The organism is Pseudomonas aeruginosa, assembly GCF_001457615.1.
Lineage (GTDB): Bacteria > Pseudomonadota > Gammaproteobacteria > Pseudomonadales > Pseudomonadaceae > Pseudomonas > Pseudomonas aeruginosa.
Map to the genome: position 1 here is coordinate 351882 of NZ_LN831024.1, position 20237 is coordinate 372118.

Below are 20237 nucleotides of genomic sequence, written 5' to 3' on the forward strand. Positions count from 1 at the left end.
GTCGGGCTCCCGGGCTCAGTTCTGTTCGGAGAAGGTCACGGTCGGCGCCTTGCGGCGGAAACCGCCGGTATGCAACGCCAGGTAGGCGAGGCCGGCGGCGAACCAGGTCAGGCCGATCACCAGGGTCAGCGCCGAGAGGCTGGTCCACAGCCACAGGGTCAGGCCCAGGCCGATGGCCGGCACCAGCCCGTAGCGCAGCAGGTCGCGCGGGGCGCGGCGGCCGTCGAGCAGCAGGTAGCTGCGGATCACCGCCAGGTTCACCGCGGAGAACGCCACCAGCGCGCCGAAGCTGATCATCGAGGCCAGGGTGGTGAGGTCGATGACCACCGCCAGCAGGGAAATCACCGAGACCACCAGGATCGCGATCACTGGCGTCTTGAAGCGCTCCGAGAGGCTGCCGAACACGCGCCGCGGCAGGATGCCGTCGCGGCCCATGCTGTAGAGGATGCGCGACACCGAGGCCTGCGAGGCCAGCGCCGAGCCGGCGGCGCCGGCGACGTAGGCGGCGGTGAAGAAGCTGGCGAGGAACTTGCCGCCGGCCGCCAGCATCACTTCGTTGGCCGCCGACTCGGCGTCCTGGAATACGCTGCCGGGGAACACCAGTTGGCTGAAGACCGCCAGCACGGTGAACAGCAGGCCGGCGCCGACCGTGGTGATGACGATGGCGCGCGGGATGTCGCGTTGCGGGTCGCGGGTTTCCTCGGCCAGGGTCGAGACCGCGTCGAAGCCGAGGAACGACAGGCACAGCACCGCCGCGCCGGCCATCAACGGGGCGAAGCCCGGCTGGCTGCCGTCGCCGACGAAGGGCAGGCTCAGGTCCAGCGAGGGGATGCCGGCCAGGTGCTTGACCGCCATGGCGACGAACACCACGGCGAAGACGAACTGGGCGCCGACGATCACGTTGCTCATGCCGGCCACCGAGCTGATGCCGATCGCGTTGAGCACGGTGACCAGGCAGATCGCCGCGAGCACGAAGACCCAGGCCGGCACCATCGGGAAGGCGATGTTGAGGAACAGGCCGATGAGCAGGTAGTTGATCATCGGCAGGAACAGGTAGTCGAGCAGCAGCGACCAGCCGGCGAGGAAGCCGACGCAGGGGCCGAAGCTGAGGCTGGTATAGGAATAGGCCGAGCCGGCGATGGGATATTTCTTCACCATGAAGCTGTAGGAAAAGGCGGTGAAGAGCATCGCCGCCAGGGTGATCAGGTAGGCGCTGGCGGTACGACCGCCGGTGATCTCGGTGACTACCCCGTAGGTGGTGAACATGGTCAGCGGAACCATGTAGACCAGCCCGAAGAAGACCAGGGCGGGAAGCCCGAGGATGCGCCGCAGGCCGGTGCCCTGGGCGCTGTGGACGTACTCGGGGCGCTTGCCGCCGATGAGGATGCCGTTGTTGCGTTCGCTGGCCATGTTCCGCTCCTCGCGAAATGCCGTATCGATCCCGCAGGCGGCCGCTTGGGCGGACCTTTCCTGCGCCGGGTGAATGGACGGGCTAGTGGAAAACCGCTGGGGTTTCCGCCGGGTCGGTGGAAATGGCAGTGACGAGAGGGCGCGCGGCGTGTGCGGGCACGGGCGTTGGGGCGTCGATAGTGTTCATGGCGTTCTCAGGAAGCGTTCTTGTTGGATTTCTAGCTCGCGGTCGCGAGGTTCCCTTGGGCTCTGCCGGCGCCGTTTCCGCGGCTCCGGGCGACCCCTCGAGGAGGGCGCGGTTCGACTCTAGCAATCCGGTTTCGCCGGGGAGAACCCTGTAGACGGTCAAAAAGGGATCGAAATGGCCAAGCTGGCTGGCCGGCCAGCGCTGGCGCGAGCTGGCCGCCAGCGCCGCGTCGATCATTTCTTAAGCTTGGTCCAGACCTTGCTGCGCAACGCCAGGGCTTTCGGCGAGCAGAGCTTGAACGGCTTCAGGCGGTCGAGCTTGTCCTGCGGGGTGTTGATCGCCGGGTCGTCGAACAGTGCTTTCTCCATGAATTTCTCCGAGCCGACGATGGCGTTGTTGTACTTGGCGAAGTTGGAGGCGGCGGCGATGTTCTCCGGGCGCATCATCCAGTCGATGAAGACGTGGGCTTCCTTGACGTTGCTGGCGTCGCGCGGAATCGCGAAGTTGTCGATGAACAGCCGGATGCCTTCCTTCGGATAGACGTATTCGAGGCTGGCGCGTTGGGCGTGGGCGCGGTGGAAGGCGCCGTTCCACTGCTGGTGCATGGCGACCTCGCCGGCGGCCATGCGCTCGATGGTGCCGTCGCTGTTGTACATGGCCAGCGCCGGCTTTTGCCTGAGCAGCAGGTCGAGGACCTTCTGCGCTTCCCTGGCGTCCTCGGTGCATTCGTCGATGCCGAGGTAGTAGGTGGCGGGAATGAACAGTTCCTCGATGGAGTTCAGAGCCACCACCTTGCCTTTCAGCTCGGCTGGTGGTTCGAAGAACGGCTTCCAGCTTTCTTCCAGCCTGCCGCCCGGCACCTTCGCCGTATCGTAGCTGTAGCCGGTGGTGCCCCAGAGATAGGGAATGCTGTAGTCGTGGCCGGGATCGAAGCCAAGGGTCCGGAAGTTTTCCTTCAGATTGCCCAGGCTCGGCAACTGGCTCTTGTCGAGCTTTTGCAGCAGCCCCTCCTTGACGAATATTTCTATGAAACTGTCCGACGGCACCACCACGTCGTAGGCGCCGCCACCGGCCTTGAGCTTGGCCAGCAGCGTCTCGTTGCTGTCGTAGGCGTCGAGGGTGGCCTTGATCCCGGTGTCCTTCTCGAACTTCTTCAGCAACTCCGGCGGGTAGTAGTCCGACCAGTTGGCGAAGTGCAGGGTGCCTTCGGCGCGAGCCTGGCCGCCCAGGGCTAGACCGGCGGCGAAGAGCAGGGTGAGCGGTGTGCGGTAGGTCATGATGGACTCCTGGCGATCTTCTGTTTTTTCTTCGTGGAGGCAGGTTCTCAGCGGCGGCGTTGGCCGAGGTAGTACGACAGGGCGACGAAGGCGATGGAAATCATGAGGATGATCGAGGAAATCGCATTGATCTTCGGGGATATGCCCATGCGAATGGAACTGAAGATGTACACCGGCAGGGTGGTTGCGCCGGCGCCGGCGACGAAATAGGTGATGACGAAATCGTCCATCGAGATGATGAACGCGAGCATCGCCCCGGACAGCACGCCGGGCATCAGCAGCGGCAGGGTGATTTTCCAGAAGGCCTTCCACGGCGAGGCGTAGAGGTCGGCGGCGGCCTCCGCCAGGCGCGGGTCCAGGCCCTCCAGGCGGGCGCGGATCGGCAGGTAGGCGAAGGGGATGCAGAACACGATGTGGGCGATGAGGATGGTGAACAACGACAGCTTCAGGCCGATGAAGGAGAAGAACATCAGGGTCGCCACCGCAGTGACGATCTCCGGCACCAGCAGCGGCAGGCCGAGAACGCCGTTCATCAGGGTCTGCCCGCGGAAGGCGCGACCGCGCATGCCCAGCGCGGCGAGGGTGGCCAGGACGGTCGAGGCCAGGGTGGCGAGGGTGGCGACGAGCAGCGAGTTCTTCGCCGCGCGGAGGATTTCCGGATCGTTGGCCACCACCGCATACCATTTCAGGCTGAAGCTCTCCCAGAGCGTCGCCGACTGGCCGCTGTTGAAGCTGAGCACTACCAGCACCAGGATCGGGATGTAGAGGAAGGCGAAGAACAGCCAGGCGGCCTGGCGCACGCCGCTGAAGGTCCAGAGTGGATTGCGGCCGTTCATGGCTGGCCTCCGCCGGCGTTGGCCCGGAAGCGCAGGTTGTAGATCAGCATCGCCAGCAGGACGAAGGCCAGCAGGGCGAACGAAAGGGCGGCGCCGAACGGCCAGTTGTGCGCGGTACCGAATTGCAGCTGGATCAGGTTGCCGATCATCAGCGCCTTACCGCCGCCGAGCAATTCCGGAATGATGTAGCTGCCCAGGGCCGGGATGAATACCAGGATGCAGCCGGCGACTATCCCCGGCATCGCCAGCGGCACGATCACCCGGCGCAGCGCTTTCCAGCGGTTGGCGCCGAGGTCGAATGCCGCCTCCACCAGGCGCCAGTCCATCTTTTCCAGGCTGCTGTAGATCGGCAGCACCATGAACGGCAGGTAGGTATAAAGGAGGCCGATGATCACCGCGTTGTCGGTATAGAGCAGCCCCATCCCGGTGTCGGTCAGGCCGATGCCTTGCAGGCCGGCGTCCACCAGCCCGCCGTTGCGCAGCAGCAGGATCCAGGCGTAGACCCGCACCAGCAGGTTGGTCCAGAACGGCACGGTGACCAGGAACAGCAGCAGGTTGCGCCGGCGTTCCGGCTGCAACGCCAGGTACAGCGCGGTGGGGAAGCCGAGCGCCAGGCAGCCGAGGGTGGTCAGCAGCGACAGCCAGAACGAGCGCTGGAAGATGCCCAGGTAGTCGGCGTTGAACACCAGGCTGTCGTCCAGGTCGCGTTCCCAGAGGAAATTGAGGTAGGCCTCCAGGCTGTGCTGGCCCCATTTCACTCCGCCGTAGTCGCCGGATTGCTGGATCGACACGGCGAACATGATGCCCAGCGGGATCACCAGGAACAGCACCAGCATCAGCATCGCCGGGCTGCTCAGCAGCAGGCGCCGACGCAGCTGCCGGCGTTCGGCCGACTGTTGCGCGGTAGGTCGGCCGGCGGTGCTCATTCGGCGAGCACCCGGATGGCGGCGGCGGGAATCCGCACCCGCACCTTCGCCCCCGGACTGTGCGGGCAGCGTGCGCCGTCGCGGTTCTGCTGGCGCACGCGGAAGCCCGGCTGTCCGGCCACGTTCAGGTGGTAGACGGTATCGGTGCCGACATAGACGATGTTTTCCAGCACGCCTTCCAACTGGCCGTCGGCGGCCAGTTCGGTGCGCTCCGGGCGGATCGCCAGGGTCACAGCGCCGCTGCCCGGGGTCGTCGCGGCCAGCCGCTGGCCGTCCGCCAGGCGCACGCCGTCGGCGTCGGCCTGGCCCTCGAGGAAGTTGGTTTCGCCGATGAAGTCGGCGACCGCCCGGTTCAGCGGCGCCTCGTAGATGTCGCTGGGCGTGCCGACCTGCAACACCTTGCCCTTGCTCATCACCGCGATGCGGTCGGACATGGTCAGCGCTTCCTCCTGGTCGTGGGTGACGAAGATGAAGGTGATCCCGGTCTCGTGCTGCAGGCGCTTCAGCTCGATCTGCATTTCCTTGCGCAGCTTCAGGTCCAGCGCCGACAGCGACTCGTCGAGCAGCAGCACCTTGGGCCGGCTGGCCAGCGCGCGGGCCAGGGCGATGCGTTGCTGCTGGCCACCGGACAACTGGTCGGCGCGGCGCTTGCCGACCTCCGGCAGCTTCACCAGGTCGAGCATGCGGCTCACGGTGGCGTCGATCTCGCTGCGCGGGCGGCCCTGCATCTCCAGGCCGAAGCCGATGTTGTCGGCGACGCTCATGTGCGGGAACAGCGCATAACTCTGGAACACCGTGTTGACCGGGCGGCGGAACGGCGGCAGGCCTTCCATGTGTTCGCCATAGAGGCGGATGCTGCCGGAACTGGGCTGTTCGAAGCCGGCGATGAGGCGGAGGAGGGTGGTCTTGCCGCAGCCGGAAGGGCCGAGGAGGGTGAAGAATTCGTTGGCGTGGATATCCAGGGACACATCGTCAAGGGCCTTCAGGCCTTGGCCGGGGGTACCGAATTCCATGCAGATCCGCTCGATGGCTATCGCGCTGGTCATGCTGAATTCCATGCAGTCAAGCAGTTGTTATTGTTGAGGTTTTGCGGTTTCTGGGGCCCGCTTCACCTGCTGCGGTTCGATAATGACCGGGGCGCCGCGGGCGCAGAACGATAGATGCGGCCAATAAGGGATCGAACAGGCCAATCTGGTGGCGCTGGAAGAAGACTGCGGATGCTCTCTTGTCGTCTCTTTCGGACAGGAAACTCGGACCTGTCTGAGTCGCCCGGGCGGCTGGCTGACTTTAAGCTTGGCTTCAGCCTGGAGCCGTAGCTTGCGTAGGAAAGGTCGGGCGCAGCCCGTTTCCATACAGCGTACAGGCTCTATGCTATGACTATCCACGCCCAAACTCCCGAGCCGTTTTCCATGTCCCGAGCTTTTACGCCTCGCCGTCTGCTGCTGGCCGTCCTGCTGGTCGCGCTGGCCGCGCTGGTCCTTCTTGGCCAGAGCTTCCGCGTCTTCGACCGGGCCTGGTTCGCCGTCCAGGAGTGGCGTCACGCCGATGCCTGGAAAGAGCGCTCGATATGGCTGCCGGACTACCGCGTGCGGATCGAGGCGCAGCCCATCGAGGGGTTGAACGACGACGTTTCCGCGCTGACCTTCGATCCCGACCGGCGCACCCTGTTCACCGTGACCAACCAGCCGGCGCAGATCATCGAGCTGTCCTTGCAGGGCAAGGTACTGCGGACCATCCCGCTGACCGGCTTCGGCGACGCCGAGGCCATCGAGTACATCAGCCGCGGTGTCTACGTGATCACCGACGAGCGCCAGCAACGCCTGGTCAAGGTGCGCCTGGAGGACGATACGCGCTTCATCGACGCTGCCGATGCCCAGCAGCTTTCGCTGGGTATCGGCCTCAACGGCAACAAGGGTTTCGAGGGGCTGGCCTACGACGCCGAGGGCAAGCGCCTGTTCGTCGCCAAGGAGCGCGACCCGGTGCGCATCTACGAGATCCACGGTTTTCCCCACACCCAGGCGGACAAACCGTTCGCCGTGCACGTGGTGGACGACCCCGGGCGCGACAAGCGCCTGTTCGTCCGCGACCTGTCCAGCCTACAGTTCGACGAGGGCACCGGGCACCTGCTGGCGTTGTCCGACGAGTCGCGTCTGGTAGTCGAGCTGGACACCGACGGCGAGCCGGTCAGCACCCTGTCGCTGCTGCGCGGCATGCACGGCCTGAAGCGCAGCGTGCCGCAGGCCGAGGGCGTGGCGATGGACGACCGTGGCGTGCTCTACCTGGTCAGCGAGCCGAACCTGTTCTACGTGTTCAGCAAGGACGAGCCGGCGCAGCCCTGACGCGGCCTACGGGGACGGCAGGAGCGTCCCCTGGCCCGCTCAGAACTGCCAGTTCACCCCGAGCGAATAGCCCGCCTGGTTGCCTTCGCTGTGGGCGAAGCGGCTGTTGGCTTCGGCGAAGACCCCGAGCTGCTCGGTGATCGCCAGTTGCGCGCCAAGCTGGGCGCGGCCGAAATCCTTGTCCACGCCGCCCATGTCGGCGACCCGGACACGCCCGTCGCCGCGGCTGGTCAGGTCCATGTCGTCCAGGCGTCCGTCCGCCAGCTCGCGGACCCAGCGCAGGCTGGCGTAGGGTTGCAGGCGCATTCTCGCGCCCAGCGCCAGCTCGCCGCGCAGGCGCCAGCCGAGACTCGCCTCCAGCGAGTCGTAGTCCTGCTTCTCGTAGCCGAGTGCGGTACGCAGGGCCTCGTCCTCGCGGAAGTCGTCGATGCGGTAGTGCATGTAGTCGAGGCCGGCCAGCGGCCCGCTCCGCAGTTCGCCGAAGCTGAAGTCATAGCCGCCTTCCAGCCGGGCGCCCCAGGACCAGGCCGAGGTGTCGCCCGACAGACGCTGGTCGAGCAGCACCGGCCCGCCGGCGGCCTGGAGGTAGACCGAACGCTTGCTGTCGTAGCGGGTATGCCCGAGGTTCAGCTCGCCGGCCAGCCATTCCGGACCGCCGTCGTTGTACAGGCCGAACAGGCCGAGCTGCCAGGTGTCGCCCTCGATGCGCCCACCATGGTCCAGCTTGTCGCGGCTGCGCTGGAAGGCCAGGCTGCCGCCGAGGGTCAGGGCCTCGCTGTAGCGGTAGTCGCCGAGCAGATGCACGCCGGCGCGCCTGGACTCCGGATTGCCAGGCATGTCGAAACCGCTGTCCGGCGAGACCTCGCCCTCCGCGCCCACCTCGCCGTCGAAGCTGCCTACCGGCCGGTTGCTGCCGAGCAGGGTCAGCCAGCGGCGGTCGTGCAGGCGGGTCAGTGCCTGGTGCTGGCGCTGCAACTGGTCTTCCATCTGCCGCGCCAGGGCGCCGCCGGAGGCGGTGGAGGCCAGCAGGTCGGCGTTGGTCAGCTCCAGCACCAGGCGCGTCAGCAGGCGGGAAAAGTCGCGCATGCGTTGCTCGATGCGCTCCTGGCCGAGGGCGTTGGTCAGTACTTCCTTGTTGTCCTCGGCCGGGTCGTGCCAGGTTGAGCCGCCGGGAATCGCCGGGTTGTCGGTCTGCTCGTAGCCGTCCAGGTCGCCCAGTTCCCAGTTGGTCGCCTCGATGAACAACACCGGGATGTCCATCCCGTTGAAGCTTTCGCCGTCGCTGCAGCAGCCGGTACCCGCCGGGTATTCGGCGTTCAGGCCGGGGTTGGTGAACAGCGGGATGTCCAGCTCGCGGGCGATGCGCAGGATCTGTTCGCGGTAGGCGCCGAGGGCCGGGTTGGACACGCTGTTGGAGCCGGCATGGGCGTACATCTTGTCGCCGGTGACCAGGCTGTCGAGGTTGATCATTCCCAGCAGGTTGGCGCGCTGGCTGGCGTCGAGGGACTCGACGTAGGCACGCGAACCGCGCAGGCCTTCCTCCTCGGCGCCGAAACCGACCACCTCGAGGCCGTTCTCCAGGGCGATGCCGCCGAGGTTGTGGGCGATCTCGGTGAGCACCGCCGCGCCCGAGGCGTTATCGTCCAGGCCCTGCAGGGTCGGGCGACCGTAGTAGGTGTCGTAGTGCGCGCCGAGTACCAGGAACTTCCCGCTGCTACCGGGCGCCGAGGCGATGACGTTCTGCGAACTGCGGTTGCCGGCCCAGGTGAAGTCCTGGCGACTGGTCTGGTAGCCGAAGCCCAGGCGCGACTGCATCAGTTCGCTGGCGCCGGCGAAGCTGGCGGTGCCGCGATAGCGGCCCGGGTAGTCGGTGATCAGGCGCTCCAGGGTCTCCCCGGCGTATTCCCCGTATTGGTAGGCGTTGGCGCCCAACGACAGCGCGGCACATCCCAGGCCTACAGCGACAGCTAATGGTTTGAACACGGCACTTTCCTCTGTGTCGGTACGATGGTGCATCGAATGATGCTCGCGCCGCGGAAAGCAGGATGCGGACCGTTTCATGTCCCGGTGGCACGAAGTGACGCCTGGTCGACCTGCGGTGTCGCCAGGTTGTAAGAAGCGTCGCTCCTGGCGATGGGCGGGAAGCTTCGTGCTGGACGTAGTGTTACCGGCGATGGCCGGTACTGGGGCGTGACTTCCCGTTTCGGGGCTTGGTAACCGCGAGCGGTCGATTTACAGTGCTCGCCCTGCCGATCTCCTGGATACCCGTCGCATGAACATTTTCCGCGAAGCCCTGCTCAACCGTCGCCTGAAGAAGGCCCTGGCACGTCACGGTTGCCGCATGGCCAGCGGGGTCGAGACGCTGCGCGACGGCACGCAGGTGACGCTGGAGCCGAACGTGAAGCTGGGCAAGGCGAAGATCCATTCGCCGGCACTGGAGGTCGGCGCCTATACCGACGTGGTCAGCGGCTGCGAGTTCTTGGAGGTGGCCAGCATCGGCCGCTTCTGCTCGATCGCCACCGGGGTGGTGATCGGTCAGCCGCGCCGCTCGCATCCAATGCACTGGCTGAGCACCCACGCCTTCACCGCCAATCCGAAGCTGTTGCGCAAGCCGTTGCAGCCCGAGCGCGAAGCGACCCCGGCGCGGATCGGCCACGATGTATGGATCGGGCGCGACGCGCTGATCCTCGATGGGGTGGAGATCGGCACCGGCGCGGTGATCGGCGCGCAATCGCTGGTCAATCGCGACGTGCCGCCCTACGCGGTGGTGGCGGGCTCGCCGGCGCGGGTGCTCCGCTATCGCTTCGCGCCGGAGCTGATCGAGCGACTGCTGGCGAGTCGCTGGTGGGAGTTGCCGCTGGACGTGCTTGGCGAATTGCCGCTGGACGATCCGCAGGCCTGCGTCGAGGCGCTGGAGCGTCGGCCGCCGCAGGCGTGCCAGGAGGCGCGGCGCTTGCGCATCCGGCACAAGCCGTTCGCCATCGAATGGCTGTCCTGAGGCCCGCAGCCGCCGCCGGTGTCGACGGCGGCCAGGGCTGGGTCAGCTTTCGTCGCTGAGACCGGCTTCCGGCGCTGCGCGCTTCACCGACTGCACGCCGGCTTCGGCGTTGGCCTGGCTGGCATAGAGCTGGCTCTGGCCGACGACCTGGCCATTGGTGGCCTTGAGCACGAAGTGGAACTTGCCGTTGTTGGCCGGCTTGACCTCGAAGGCACCGTCGCGCTGGGAGTTCTTGCGCACCGACTCGATGCCGCCGAGCGCCGAGTCCTTGGCCTTGTACAGTTCGCTGGTGAGAATGATCTCGCCGTTGGCGGCATGCAGGTTGAAGTGGAACTGGCCGTCTTTCGCTTTCTTCAGATGGAATTTGGCTGCCATGTCTAGCTCCTTGTTCACAGGGTGAGGCGGATCGCAACGGACCAGCCGTCTGCTGAGACACAGCGTAGCCGCTTTTGTTGCAGTGTCGCCCCGCTCCGGTCATCGGCCTGGGGCGAGCGGGCTCAGGCCTTGAGGGTCTTGACGCCGTCGGCGGTGCCGAGCAGCAGCAAGTCGGCCGGGCGGGCGGCGAACAAGCCGTTGGTGACCACGCCGACGATGGCGTTGATCTTCTCTTCCAGTTCCACCGGGCTGTCGATGCGCAGGTTGTGCACGTCGAGGATGATATTGCCGTTGTCGGTCAGCACGCCTTCGCGGTAGACCGGATCGCCGCCGAGCTTCACCAGTTGGCGGGCGACGTGGCTGCGAGCCATCGGGATGACCTCCACCGGCAGCGGGAACTGGCCGAGGATGGGCACCAGCTTGCTGGCATCGGCGATGCAGATGAAGGTCTTGGCCACCGCGGCGACGATCTTCTCGCGGGTCAGCGCGGCACCGCCGCCCTTGATCAGCTCCAGGCGCTCGTTGCTTTCGTCGGCGCCGTCGACGTAGAACTCCAGCTCGCTGACCGTGTTCAGCTCGTAGACCGGGATGCCATGCTCCTTCAGGCGCTTGGCGGTGGCCTCCGAACTGGCTACTGCGCCGTCGAACTCGGCCTTGTGGCGGGCCAGGGCATCGATGAAGAAGTTGGCGGTGGAGCCTGTGCCGACGCCGACGATGCTCTTGCTGTCGAGGTGCGGAAGAATGTGGTCGACGGCGGCCTGTGCCACTGCCTGCTTGAGCTGATCCTGGTTCATCCCGGGTGCCTGTCTGGTTGCCTGGCCGGCCGTCCCGGCGGCGCAGGCGGAGGGTGCGCGCGGCCGGGGCGGCCCGGCGGGTTTCCGGCACGTCCTGTGCCGCTGCGATACGAAGGGACGAATTATAGCGGCCTGGCGTCCTCCGGTCTTGCCCGGATAACCGGCAGTCGCGGTGTTTTCCTGCGGCGCGCCGGTAGTCCGCCCGGCGGGCCTGGAGTAGACTCCGGGCTTCCGTGAAGTCCGCCGAACCGCCTCCGATGCTCGAACAATACGTCAAGAAGATCCTCACCTCGCGCGTCTACGACGTCGCGGTGGAAACGCCCCTGCAACCCGCCCGCCAGTTGTCCGAACGCCTCGGCAACCAGGTCCTGCTCAAGCGCGAGGACCTGCAGCCGGTGTTTTCCTTCAAGATCCGCGGCGCCTACAACAAGGTCGCGCAGCTCACCGAGGAGGAGAAGGCCCGCGGGGTGATCGCCGCCTCGGCCGGCAACCACGCCCAGGGCCTGGCCCTGGCGGCCAAGCGGCAGGGGATCAGGGCGGTCATCGTGATGCCCAAGACCACCCCCGAGATCAAGGTCCAGGCGGTGCGCGCCCACGGCGCCAAGGCGGTGCTGCACGGCGACGCCTTCCCCGAGGCGCTGGCCCACGCGCTGAAGCTGGTCGACGAGAAGGGCTACACCTTCGTCCATCCCTACGACGATCCGGACACCATCGCCGGCCAGGGCACCGTGGCCATGGAGATCCTCCGCCAGCAGCCCGGCCGCCTCGATGCGATCTTCGTCCCGGTGGGCGGTGGCGGACTGGTCGCCGGCATCGCCGCCTACGTCAAGTACCTGCGTCCGGAGATCAAGGTGATCGGCGTCGAGCCGGACGAGTCGAACTGCCTGCAGGCGGCCATGGCCGCCGGCGAGCGGGTGGTGCTGGGCCAGGTCGGGCTGTTCGCCGACGGCGTGGCGGTGGCGCAGATCGGCCAGCACACCTTCGACATCTGCAAGGACCACGTCGACGAAGTGATCACCGTCAGCACCGACGAGATCTGTGCGGCGATCAAGGACATCTACGACGACACCCGCTCGATCACCGAGCCGGCCGGCGCGCTGGCGGTGGCCGGGATCAAGAAGTACGTCGAGCGCGAGCGCGCCGAGGGGCAGACCCTGGTGGCGATCGACTCCGGCGCCAACGTCAACTTCGATCGCCTGCGGCATGTCGCCGAACGCGCCGAACTGGGCGAGCGCCGCGAAGCGATCATCGCGGTGACCATTCCCGAGCGGCCGGGCAGCTTCAAGGCCTTCTGCGAGGCGGTCGGCAAGCGCCAGATCACCGAGTTCAACTATCGCTACCACAGCGGCAGCGAGGCGCACATCTTCGTCGGCGTGCAGACCCACCCGGAGAACGACCCGCGCGAGGCGCTGGTGGCCTATCTGCGCGAGAAGGGCTTCCCGGTCCTCGACCTGACCGACAACGAACTGGCCAAGCTGCACATCCGCCACATGGTTGGCGGCCATGCGGTGAAAGTCAGCGACGAGATGGTGTTCCGCTTCGAATTCCCCGAGCGGCCCGGCGCGCTGTTCAACTTCCTCACCAAGCTCGGCGGGCGCTGGAACATCTCGATGTTCCACTACCGCAACCATGGCGCGGCCGACGGCCGGGTGGTGGCCGGGTTGCAGGTGCCGGAAGACGAGCGCCACCTGATCCCGCAGACCCTGGAGGCGATCGGCTATCCGTACTGGGACGAGACCGCCAACCCGGCCTACCAGCTGTTCCTCGGCTGACCCGCGGCGGCTCGCCGACACGGGCTGCTAAGCTTCACGGGCAGGTGATCTCCTTCCTCGGGAACTGAGCCCGCCCCCGGCCCCTCAAACGGGCCGGGAACACGGACAAGGATGCGCTGATGGAACATTTTATCCAGATCAAGATTCTCCACGGAGTCGCCACCGTGCTGCTGTTCGGCGGCCTGCTCGGCCTGGCGTTCTACGCCTGGCGCAGCTGGCGGACGGGCGACGCGGCTCGGGTCGCGCGCGGTTTCAAGCGGGTCCGCCTGATCGGCTGGCCGCTGCTGGGGCTCAGCCTGCTGGCCCTGCCGGTCAGCGGCTGGTGGCTGGTGCACCTGGCCGGCTGGCCGTTGGGCCAGAGCTGGCTGCTGTTCGGCGCCTGCCTCTATCTGCTCGGCTGCATCTTCTGGCTGGTCCTCGCCGGCCGCCTGGCGCGGGTCCAGCACCAGGCCGGCGCCGCCGAGACGGCGGGGGCCGCGCTGGGCGAGCAGGCCCTGCGCGAGATCAAGGTGGGCCTGGTCATGGCCCTGCTCGGTGCGGCCAGCTTCATCGCGGTGGCGGTACTGATGGTCAGCAAGCCGCTCTGAAACGCCAACGAAATGGACTTCACCGGCCTTCGCCGGTTCTGTAGGAACGCATGCGTATTCTGCTGGTAGGCGCGGGAGGTTTCGTCGGGCGGCACCTGCTCCCGGCGCTGCTCGCCGCCGGACACGAACTGCTCCTCACCGCGCGCCGCCCGCCGGTCGATGCGCCTGCCGGTGTACGCTGGCTGGCGCTCGACCTGGAGCGGCTTGCGGAAAGGCCGGACAGCTTCGCCTGGCCCGCCGGGGTCGACCTGCTGATCAATGCCGCCGGCACCATGAGCCTCGACGAGGCGAGCATGGCTCGCGTCCAGGACAGCGGCGCGCGAACACTCTTCGACCTCGCTGCAGCCCATGGGGCGAAGGTCCTGCAGATTTCCGCGCTGGGCGCCGGTGCGCACCCGGACGTGGCCTTCCTCGCCAGCAAGGCGGCGGCCGACCGCCACCTGCTGGAACTGGGCATCCCGGCGCTGGTGCTGCGCCCGTCCCTGCTGCTGGGGCCGGGCGGCGCCAGCAGCGCCTGGCTGGAACGCCTGTCGCCGCTACCGCTGATTCCCTTGCTGGACAATCGCGCGCGCCTGCAACCGCTGCATGTCGAGGACCTGGTCGGCGCGGTGCTGGCCTTGCTGCGCCGCTGGCCGGAGCGGGCGCAGGTGATTCCGCTGGTGGGTCCGCAGGCGCTGACCCAGGGCGAGCTGCTGGACGAGCTGCGCCGCGCCCAGGGTTGGCCGCGCGGCCGCTATGCGGTGCCGCCCGCGGCGCTTCTCGATGCGTTGGGCGGGCTTGGCCGGCGTGCTGGCTGGCGGACACTGAGTCCATCGATGCTGAAGCTGGTGCGCCACGACAACCTGGCCGACCCGGCACTCCTCGATGCGGCCTGCGGCTATCGTTGCGCGCCGCTGGCCAGTCGCCTGCTCGGCTGGCCGCAGGCGGCACGCAGCCTGGCGGCGCTGATGCGGCCGCTGATGCTGGCGGCCCTGGTGCTGATCTGGCTGGGTACCCTGGTCGCCTGCCTGGGGCCGGGTTACGGTTGGGGCCTGCGGATCCTCGGCGAGGCCGGCATCCACGGCTGGCCGGCGAGCCTGGCGGTGATCGCCGGGGCCCTGCTCGACGGCGCGCTCGGCGTCGGCCTGCTGCTCCGCCGCTGGCGCCGGCGCGCGCTGCTGGCACAGTTCTGGCTGATGCTTGGCTACAGCCTGGCGATCAGCCTGATCCTGCCGCACTACTGGTACGACCCCTACATGGCGGTCGGCAAGAACATCGTGCTGATGGTGGCCACGCTCTGGCTGCTGGGCGACGAACCTCGAGCCAGGGAGGCCCGTGGATGAACCTTTACCTGCTGCTGAAGACCCTGCATGTCCTTTCCTCGACCATTCTCTTCGGCACCGGCCTGGGGTCGGCCTACTACGCCCTGCGCGCCTGGCGCAGCGGGCAGTTGCCGGTGATCGCGGTGACCTTCCGCCACCTGGTCGCCGCCGACTGGCTGTTCATCGCCACCACAGCGGTGTTCCAGCCGCTCAGCGGCCTGGCCATGGTGCATGTCGCCGGCTGGTCGCTGGCCCAGGGCTGGTTGCTGTGGAGCCTGGGCCTCTACGTGTTCGCCGGGCTCTGCTGGCTACCGGTGGTGTGGTTGCAGATCCGCGTACGCGACATGGCCGAGGCGGCCTTGCGCGAGGCGCGGCCCATCGAACCGCTGGCGTACCGCTACATGAACGCCTGGTTCATCCTCGGCTGGCCGGCCTTCATCGCCTTCATGGTCATCTTCTACCTGATGGTCAACAAGCCGGTCTGAGAGTCCCCTCGGCGCAACCAGAGCAACGCCAGGACCAGGAGCGCCAGGGAGCCGCCCCAGTACAACCAGGCGAAGCCGCCGGGCCGCTCCAGCAGGAGGAAGGCCAGGGCCGGGCCCAGCGCGGCGCCGAGGTCCTGGACGATGGAATAGCGGGTCATGAAGCCGACCACGTCGCCGGCGCGGGCGACGTCGGCGGCGAGGGCGTCGGTCAGGGTGGTGAGGGCGGTGGCGACCAGCATCACCAGCAGGGCGATGGCCAGCCAGGCGAGAATGGGCAGCCTGCTGGAAAGCAGGCCGAAGCCCATTGCGCCGACCAGTAGCGCAGCCACGTAGAAGCGCCGACGCCCGCGCGGGCCATCCGACCAGGCACCGAAGCGCCCGGCCAGCCAGGGCTCCCAGGACCAGCGCAGGGCCTGGATGATCCCGGAGAGGCCGGCGGCGCTGAGCGCCAGGCCGAGCAGGCTGACCTCGGTGCCGAAGCTGCGGGCGATCAGCGCGCTCAGGGTGGCGGCGAGTACGCCCTGGATCAGGAGCGCGGTGGCGAAGCCGCTGAGGATCACCAGGCCGCGCGGCGGCGGGCGCCTGGCGACGCTGGTGGCTGCCGTTGCGGCGGAGGTCCGCGCATGTCCGGCGGGATTCTCCGGCAGGTCGAAACCCTTCGCCAGCAGCGGCAGGCCGAGCAGTGCCAGGAACGCGAAGGACAGCGCCAGCGCCGGCAGGCCGAGGACCGGCACCAGCAGCCCGCCGAGCAGCATGCCGACCAGGCTGCCCAGGCGGTAGAGGCCATTGTACAGGCCCATGGCGCGGCCGCGCTGGTGGTCGGCGGCGCAGTAGACCACCGCCGAGAGTCCGCCGATGCGGAAGAACGACCAGCCGATCCCCCACAGTCCGCGCAGCAGCACCCAGGCCAGGAAACCGCTGGCCAGGCCGTAGCCGGCGGTGCTCAGCACGCCGATGACGACCGCCAGGAGCAGGCCGGTCTTCAGTGCCAGGTGCTTGTACAGGCGGCCGATCAGCGGATTGAAGGGCAGGCGGATCAGGCGGTTGATCGACAGCAGCACGCCGACCTGCCAGAGCGCCTCCAGGCCGACCTCGTGCCAGTAGATCGGCAAGGCGATATAAAGCATCGAATCGCCGGCCAGGCATAGCGCGGTGACCAGGGCGACGATCACGACCGGCCGCAGCGAGCCGGGAGCGGGGGCTGTGTGGGGCATCCTGGGGCCGCCGTGGCGCCGCCCGTCGGACGGCGCGCTTGTCAGTGGGTCAACGCAGGGAAATGATCGGCCAGCCGCGTTTTTCCGCCTCGGCGCGCAGGCGAGGATCGGGGTCGACGGCCACCGGCCGGCTGACCTTTTCCAGCAGCGGCAGGTCGTTCAGCGAGTCGCTATAGAAGCTGGCGCCTTCCAGGTCCAGGCCGTTCTCGTCGAGCCAGCGTTGCAGGCGCACCACCTTGCCGCCCTGGAAGCAGGGCACGTCGAAGGTCTGCCCGGTGTAGCGGCCGTCGCGCATCTCGCACTCGGTGGCGATCAGGGTCTCCACCCCGAGCCGTTCGGCGATCGGGCCGGTGACGAAGCGGTTGGTGGCGGTGATGATCACCAGCCGGTCGCCGGCGGCGCGGTGCTCGGCGAGCAGCGCCTCGCCCTTGGCCAGCACGATCGGCTCGATCACTTCCTGCATGAACTGGCGGTGCCAGGTTTCCAGCTGGGCCATCTCGGTGCGACCGAGGATCGCCTGGGTGAAGGCCTGGTAGGCAAGGACGTCGAGCTTGCCGGCGACGTAGTCGGCATAGAAGGCGTCGTTGCGCGCCTGGTATTCGGCGGCGTCGACCAGGCCGCGCTGGCACAGCCATTCGCCCCAGCTATGGTCGCTGTCGCCGGCGAGCAGGGTGTTATCGAGATCGAAAAGGGCCAGACGCACGGGGTGACTCCATCGGTTGGCGGGTGGCGGAAGGGCCGCGAGAGCCTTTTGCGAAGGCTCCCACCGGGCCTTGGGAAAGCCCCTAGCCTACCGGCTTTTGCCGGCCCTGTATCCTCCCCGCACGAGTCGCAAAGCCGCGCGTTGCCGCTATCACAAGCTTTATGGAACAATGCGGGCACATGCGATTTCGAGGATGTCCCAGCGTGATCGATTCCGATGGTTTTCGCCCGAATGTCGGCATCATTCTCGCCAACGAGGCGGGGCAGGTGCTGTGGGCGCGGCGTATCAATCAGGAAGCCTGGCAGTTCCCGCAGGGAGGCATCAATGATCGCGAAACGCCGGAAGAGGCGCTGTATCGCGAATTGAACGAAGAAGTCGGGCTGGAGGCCGGGGACGTGCGCATCCTGGCCTGCACCCGCGGCTGGCTGCGCTACCGTTTGCCGCAGCGCCTGGTGCGGACCCACAGCCAGCCGCTGTGCATCGGCCAGAAGCAGAAATGGTTCCTGCTGCGGCTGATGTCCGACGAGGCGCGCGTGCGCATGGATATCACCAGCAAGCCCGAGTTCGACGGCTGGCGCTGGGTGAGTTACTGGTACCCCCTGGGACAGGTGGTGACCTTCAAGCGCGAGGTCTACCGCCGCGCCCTGAAGGAACTGGCCCCGCGCCTTCTGGCGCGGGACTGAACACGGAGACAAGGCCCCGAGCATGCTCAACACGCTGCGCAAGATCGTCCAGGAAGTGAACTCCGCCAAGGATCTGAAGGCGGCGCTGGGCATCATCGTGCAGCGGGTCAAGGAAGCCATGGGTACCCAGGTCTGCTCGGTGTACCTGCTCGACACCGAGACCCAGCGTTTCGTCCTGATGGCCACCGAAGGCCTCAACAAGCGTTCCATCGGCAAGGTCAGCATGGCTCCCAGCGAAGGCCTGGTCGGCCTGGTCGGCACCCGCGAGGAGCCGCTCAACCTGGAGAACGCCGCCGCCCACCCGCGCTACCGCTATTTCGCCGAGACCGGCGAGGAGCGCTACGCGTCGTTCCTCGGCGCGCCGATCATCCACCATCGGCGGGTGATGGGGGTGCTGGTGGTGCAGCAGAAGGAGCGCCGCCAGTTCGACGAAGGCGAGGAAGCCTTCCTCGTCACCATGAGCGCCCAGCTCGCCGGGGTCATCGCGCATGCCGAGGCGACCGGTTCGATCCGCGGCCTGGGCAAGCTCGGCAAGGGCATCCAGGAAGCCAAGTTCGTCGGCGTGCCCGGCGCCCCCGGGGTCGGGGTGGGCAAGGCGGTGGTGGTGTTGCCGCCGGCCGACCTGGAAGTGGTGCCGGACAAGCAGGTCGACGACATCGACGCCGAGATCGCCCTGTTCAAGCAGGCCCTGGAGGGCGTTCGCGCCGACATGCGCGCGCTGTCGAGCAAGCTCGCCAGCCAGCTGCGCAAGGAAGAACGCGCGCTGTTCGACGTCTACCTGATGATGCTCGACGATGCCTCCATCGGCAACGAGGTCAAGCGCATCATCCGTACCGGCCAGTGGGCCCAGGGCGCCCTGCGCCAGGTGGTGATGGAGCACGTGCAGCGCTTCGAGCTGATGGACGACGCCTATCTCCGCGAGCGCGCCTCCGACGTCAAGGACATAGGTCGCCGCCTGCTCGCCTACCTCCAGGAAGAGCGCAAGCAGAACCTGACCTACCCGGAACAGACCATCATCGTCAGCGAGGAGCTGTCGCCGGCGATGCTCGGCGAGGTGCCGGAAGGGCGCCTGGTCGGCCTGGTCTCGGTGCTCGGCTCGGGCAACTCGCACGTGGCGATCCTCGCCCGTGCCATGGGCATCCCCACGGTGATGGGGGCGGTCGACCTGCCGTACTCCAAGGTCGACGGCATCGACCTGATCGTCGATGGCTACCACGGCGAGGTCTACACCAACCCCTCCGCCGAGCTGGTGCGCCAGTACAGCGACGTGGTCGCCGAGGAGCGCGAGCTGAGCAAGGGCCTGGCGGCCCTGCGCGAGCTGCCCTGCGAGACCCTCGACGGCCACCGCATGCCGCTCTGGGTCAACACCGGCCTGCTCGCCGATGTCGCCCGCGCCCAGGAGCGTGGCGCCGAGGGCGTGGGCCTGTACCGCACCGAAGTGCCGTTCATGATCAACGACCGCTTCCCCAGCGAGAAGGAACAGTTGGCGATCTACCGCGAGCAGCTCAGTGCCTTCCACCCGCTGCCGGTGACCATGCGCACCCTGGATATCGGCGGCGACAAGGCGCTGTCCTACTTCCCGATCAAGGAAGACAACCCGTTCCTCGGCTGGCGCGGCATCCGCGTCACCCTCGACCACCCGGAGATCTTCCTGGTCCAGACCCGCGCCATGCTCAAGGCCAGCGAAGGACTGGACAACCTGCGCATCCTGCTGCCGATGATCTCCGGCACCCACGAGCTGGAAGAGGCCCTGCACCTGATCCACCGCGCCTGGGGCGAGGTGCGCGACGAGGGCGTGGACATCGCCATGCCGCCCATCGGCATGATGGTCGAGATTCCCGCCGCCGTGTACCAGACCCGCGAGCTGGCCCGCCAGGTCGACTTCCTTTCGGTCGGTTCGAACGACCTGACCCAGTACCTGCTGGCGGTCGACCGCAACAATCCGCGGGTCGCCGACCTCTACGACTACCTGCATCCGGCCGTTCTGCATGCGTTGAAGAAGGTGGTCGACGATGCCCACCTGGAAGGCAAGCCGGTGAGCATCTGCGGCGAGATGGCCGGCGATCCCGCGGCTGCCGTGCTGCTGATGGCGATGGGCTTCGACAGCCTGTCGATGAACGCCACCAACCTGCCCAAGGTGAAGTGGCTGCTGCGCCAGATCACCCTGGACAAGGCCCGGGACCTGCTCGGCCAGTTGCTCACCTTCGACAACCCGCAGGTCATCCACAGCTCGCTGCACCTGGCGTTGCGCAACCTCGGCCTGGGTCGCGTGATCAACCCGGCGGCTACCGTCCAGCCCTGATTTCCCGCGCGCCGGACGCTTCGTCGTGCGGCGCTTACGCTTTCCCCG

General features: G+C 67.4%; 18 protein-coding genes. 8 read left to right on the forward strand and 10 right to left on the reverse strand.

The window, feature by feature from the left end:
• Nucleotides 1–15: 15 nt before the first annotated feature.
• The 5 genes from AT700_RS01580 to AT700_RS01600 all read right to left on the reverse strand — a co-directional run bounded on the left by AT700_RS01580 (nucleotide 16) and on the right by AT700_RS01600 (nucleotide 5682).
• Nucleotides 16–1410 (reverse strand): APC family permease, encoded by a 1395-nt coding sequence (locus AT700_RS01580; protein WP_019371359.1) that lies wholly within the window; start codon nucleotides 1408–1410, stop codon nucleotides 16–18.
• A gap of 420 nt (nucleotides 1411–1830) precedes the next feature.
• On the reverse strand, nucleotides 1831–2874 hold the full coding sequence (locus tag AT700_RS01585; RefSeq protein ID WP_003084365.1) for an extracellular solute-binding protein: 1044 nt from the start codon (nucleotides 2872–2874) through the stop codon (nucleotides 1831–1833).
• A gap of 47 nt (nucleotides 2875–2921) precedes the next feature.
• Complete coding sequence (locus AT700_RS01590; protein WP_003112952.1) at nucleotides 2922–3710, reverse strand: ABC transporter permease; 789 nt, start codon at nucleotides 3708–3710, stop codon at nucleotides 2922–2924.
• Nucleotides 3707–4636 carry an ABC transporter permease gene (locus tag AT700_RS01595; protein ID WP_019371360.1) on the reverse strand — a complete coding sequence of 310 codons (930 nt, stop codon included), beginning with the start codon at nucleotides 4634–4636 and terminating at the stop codon, nucleotides 3707–3709. Before AT700_RS01595 ends, AT700_RS01590 begins: the two co-directional genes overlap by 4 nt.
• Complete coding sequence (locus tag AT700_RS01600) at nucleotides 4633–5682, reverse strand: ABC transporter ATP-binding protein (protein ID WP_003112954.1); 1050 nt, start codon at nucleotides 5680–5682, stop codon at nucleotides 4633–4635. Before AT700_RS01600 ends, AT700_RS01595 begins: the two co-directional genes overlap by 4 nt.
• A gap of 327 nt (nucleotides 5683–6009) precedes the next feature.
• Between AT700_RS01600 and AT700_RS01605 the strand changes: the two genes are divergently transcribed.
• The gene (locus tag AT700_RS01605) at nucleotides 6010–6975 is read left to right on the forward strand and encodes an SdiA-regulated domain-containing protein (RefSeq protein ID WP_014602377.1); all 966 of its coding nucleotides are present in this window, start codon (nucleotides 6010–6012) and stop codon (nucleotides 6973–6975) included.
• 39 nt (nucleotides 6976–7014) lie between these two features.
• Here the strand turns inward: AT700_RS01605 and AT700_RS01610 are convergent, their stop codons facing one another.
• Entirely contained in the window at nucleotides 7015–8958 is a 1944-nt protein-coding gene (locus AT700_RS01610) for an autotransporter outer membrane beta-barrel domain-containing protein (RefSeq protein ID WP_048520710.1), read from the reverse strand.
• Nucleotides 8959–9247: 289 nt separating this feature from the next.
• On the opposite strand from AT700_RS01610, the gene AT700_RS30525 reads away from it, so the two are divergent.
• The gene (locus AT700_RS30525) at nucleotides 9248–9973 is read left to right on the forward strand and encodes a CatB-related O-acetyltransferase (protein ID WP_003117873.1); all 726 of its coding nucleotides are present in this window, start codon (nucleotides 9248–9250) and stop codon (nucleotides 9971–9973) included.
• Nucleotides 9974–10015: 42 nt separating this feature from the next.
• Here the strand turns inward: AT700_RS30525 and AT700_RS01620 are convergent, their stop codons facing one another.
• Both AT700_RS01620 and rpiA read right to left on the reverse strand, forming a co-directional pair.
• Nucleotides 10016–10348 (reverse strand): YegP family protein, encoded by a 333-nt coding sequence (locus AT700_RS01620; RefSeq protein WP_003110581.1) that lies wholly within the window; start codon nucleotides 10346–10348, stop codon nucleotides 10016–10018.
• A gap of 122 nt (nucleotides 10349–10470) precedes the next feature.
• Nucleotides 10471–11142 carry a ribose-5-phosphate isomerase RpiA gene (rpiA, locus tag AT700_RS01625; protein ID WP_003084386.1) on the reverse strand — a complete coding sequence of 224 codons (672 nt, stop codon included), beginning with the start codon at nucleotides 11140–11142 and terminating at the stop codon, nucleotides 10471–10473.
• 257 nt (nucleotides 11143–11399) lie between these two features.
• Between rpiA and ilvA the strand changes: the two genes are divergently transcribed.
• The 4 genes from ilvA to AT700_RS01645 all read left to right on the forward strand — a co-directional run bounded on the left by ilvA (nucleotide 11400) and on the right by AT700_RS01645 (nucleotide 15287).
• Complete coding sequence (ilvA, locus tag AT700_RS01630; protein ID WP_003110582.1) at nucleotides 11400–12914, forward strand: threonine ammonia-lyase, biosynthetic; 1515 nt, start codon at nucleotides 11400–11402, stop codon at nucleotides 12912–12914.
• Nucleotides 12915–13033: 119 nt separating this feature from the next.
• A complete protein-coding gene (locus AT700_RS01635) occupies nucleotides 13034–13501 on the forward strand; it encodes a DUF2269 domain-containing protein (protein WP_016263935.1) in 468 nt (155 codons plus the stop codon).
• A 50-nt stretch (nucleotides 13502–13551) separates the two neighbouring features.
• A complete protein-coding gene (locus AT700_RS01640) occupies nucleotides 13552–14823 on the forward strand; it encodes an SDR family oxidoreductase (RefSeq protein WP_003158447.1) in 1272 nt (423 codons plus the stop codon).
• Nucleotides 14820–15287 carry a DUF2269 family protein gene (locus AT700_RS01645; protein WP_003117877.1) on the forward strand — a complete coding sequence of 156 codons (468 nt, stop codon included), beginning with the start codon at nucleotides 14820–14822 and terminating at the stop codon, nucleotides 15285–15287. The genes AT700_RS01640 and AT700_RS01645 overlap by 4 nt, the downstream gene beginning before the upstream one ends.
• Here the strand turns inward: AT700_RS01645 and AT700_RS01650 are convergent.
• The gene (locus AT700_RS01650) at nucleotides 15260–16501 is read right to left on the reverse strand and encodes an MFS transporter (RefSeq protein ID WP_030047745.1); all 1242 of its coding nucleotides are present in this window, start codon (nucleotides 16499–16501) and stop codon (nucleotides 15260–15262) included. The genes AT700_RS01645 and AT700_RS01650 overlap by 28 nt on opposite strands.
• A gap of 49 nt (nucleotides 16502–16550) precedes the next feature.
• Complete coding sequence (locus AT700_RS01655) at nucleotides 16551–17204, reverse strand: HAD family hydrolase (protein ID WP_003110585.1); 654 nt, start codon at nucleotides 17202–17204, stop codon at nucleotides 16551–16553.
• Nucleotides 17205–17407: 203 nt separating this feature from the next.
• Here AT700_RS01655 and AT700_RS01660 point away from each other — a divergent pair, with 203 nt between their 5' ends.
• Both AT700_RS01660 and ptsP read left to right on the forward strand, forming a co-directional pair.
• On the forward strand, nucleotides 17408–17887 hold the full coding sequence (locus tag AT700_RS01660) for an RNA pyrophosphohydrolase (protein ID WP_003084400.1): 480 nt from the start codon (nucleotides 17408–17410) through the stop codon (nucleotides 17885–17887).
• Between the two features lie 22 nt (nucleotides 17888–17909).
• On the forward strand, nucleotides 17910–20189 hold the full coding sequence (gene ptsP / locus AT700_RS01665) for a phosphoenolpyruvate--protein phosphotransferase (RefSeq protein ID WP_003084404.1): 2280 nt from the start codon (nucleotides 17910–17912) through the stop codon (nucleotides 20187–20189).
• Nucleotides 20190–20237: the final 48 nt, after the last annotated feature.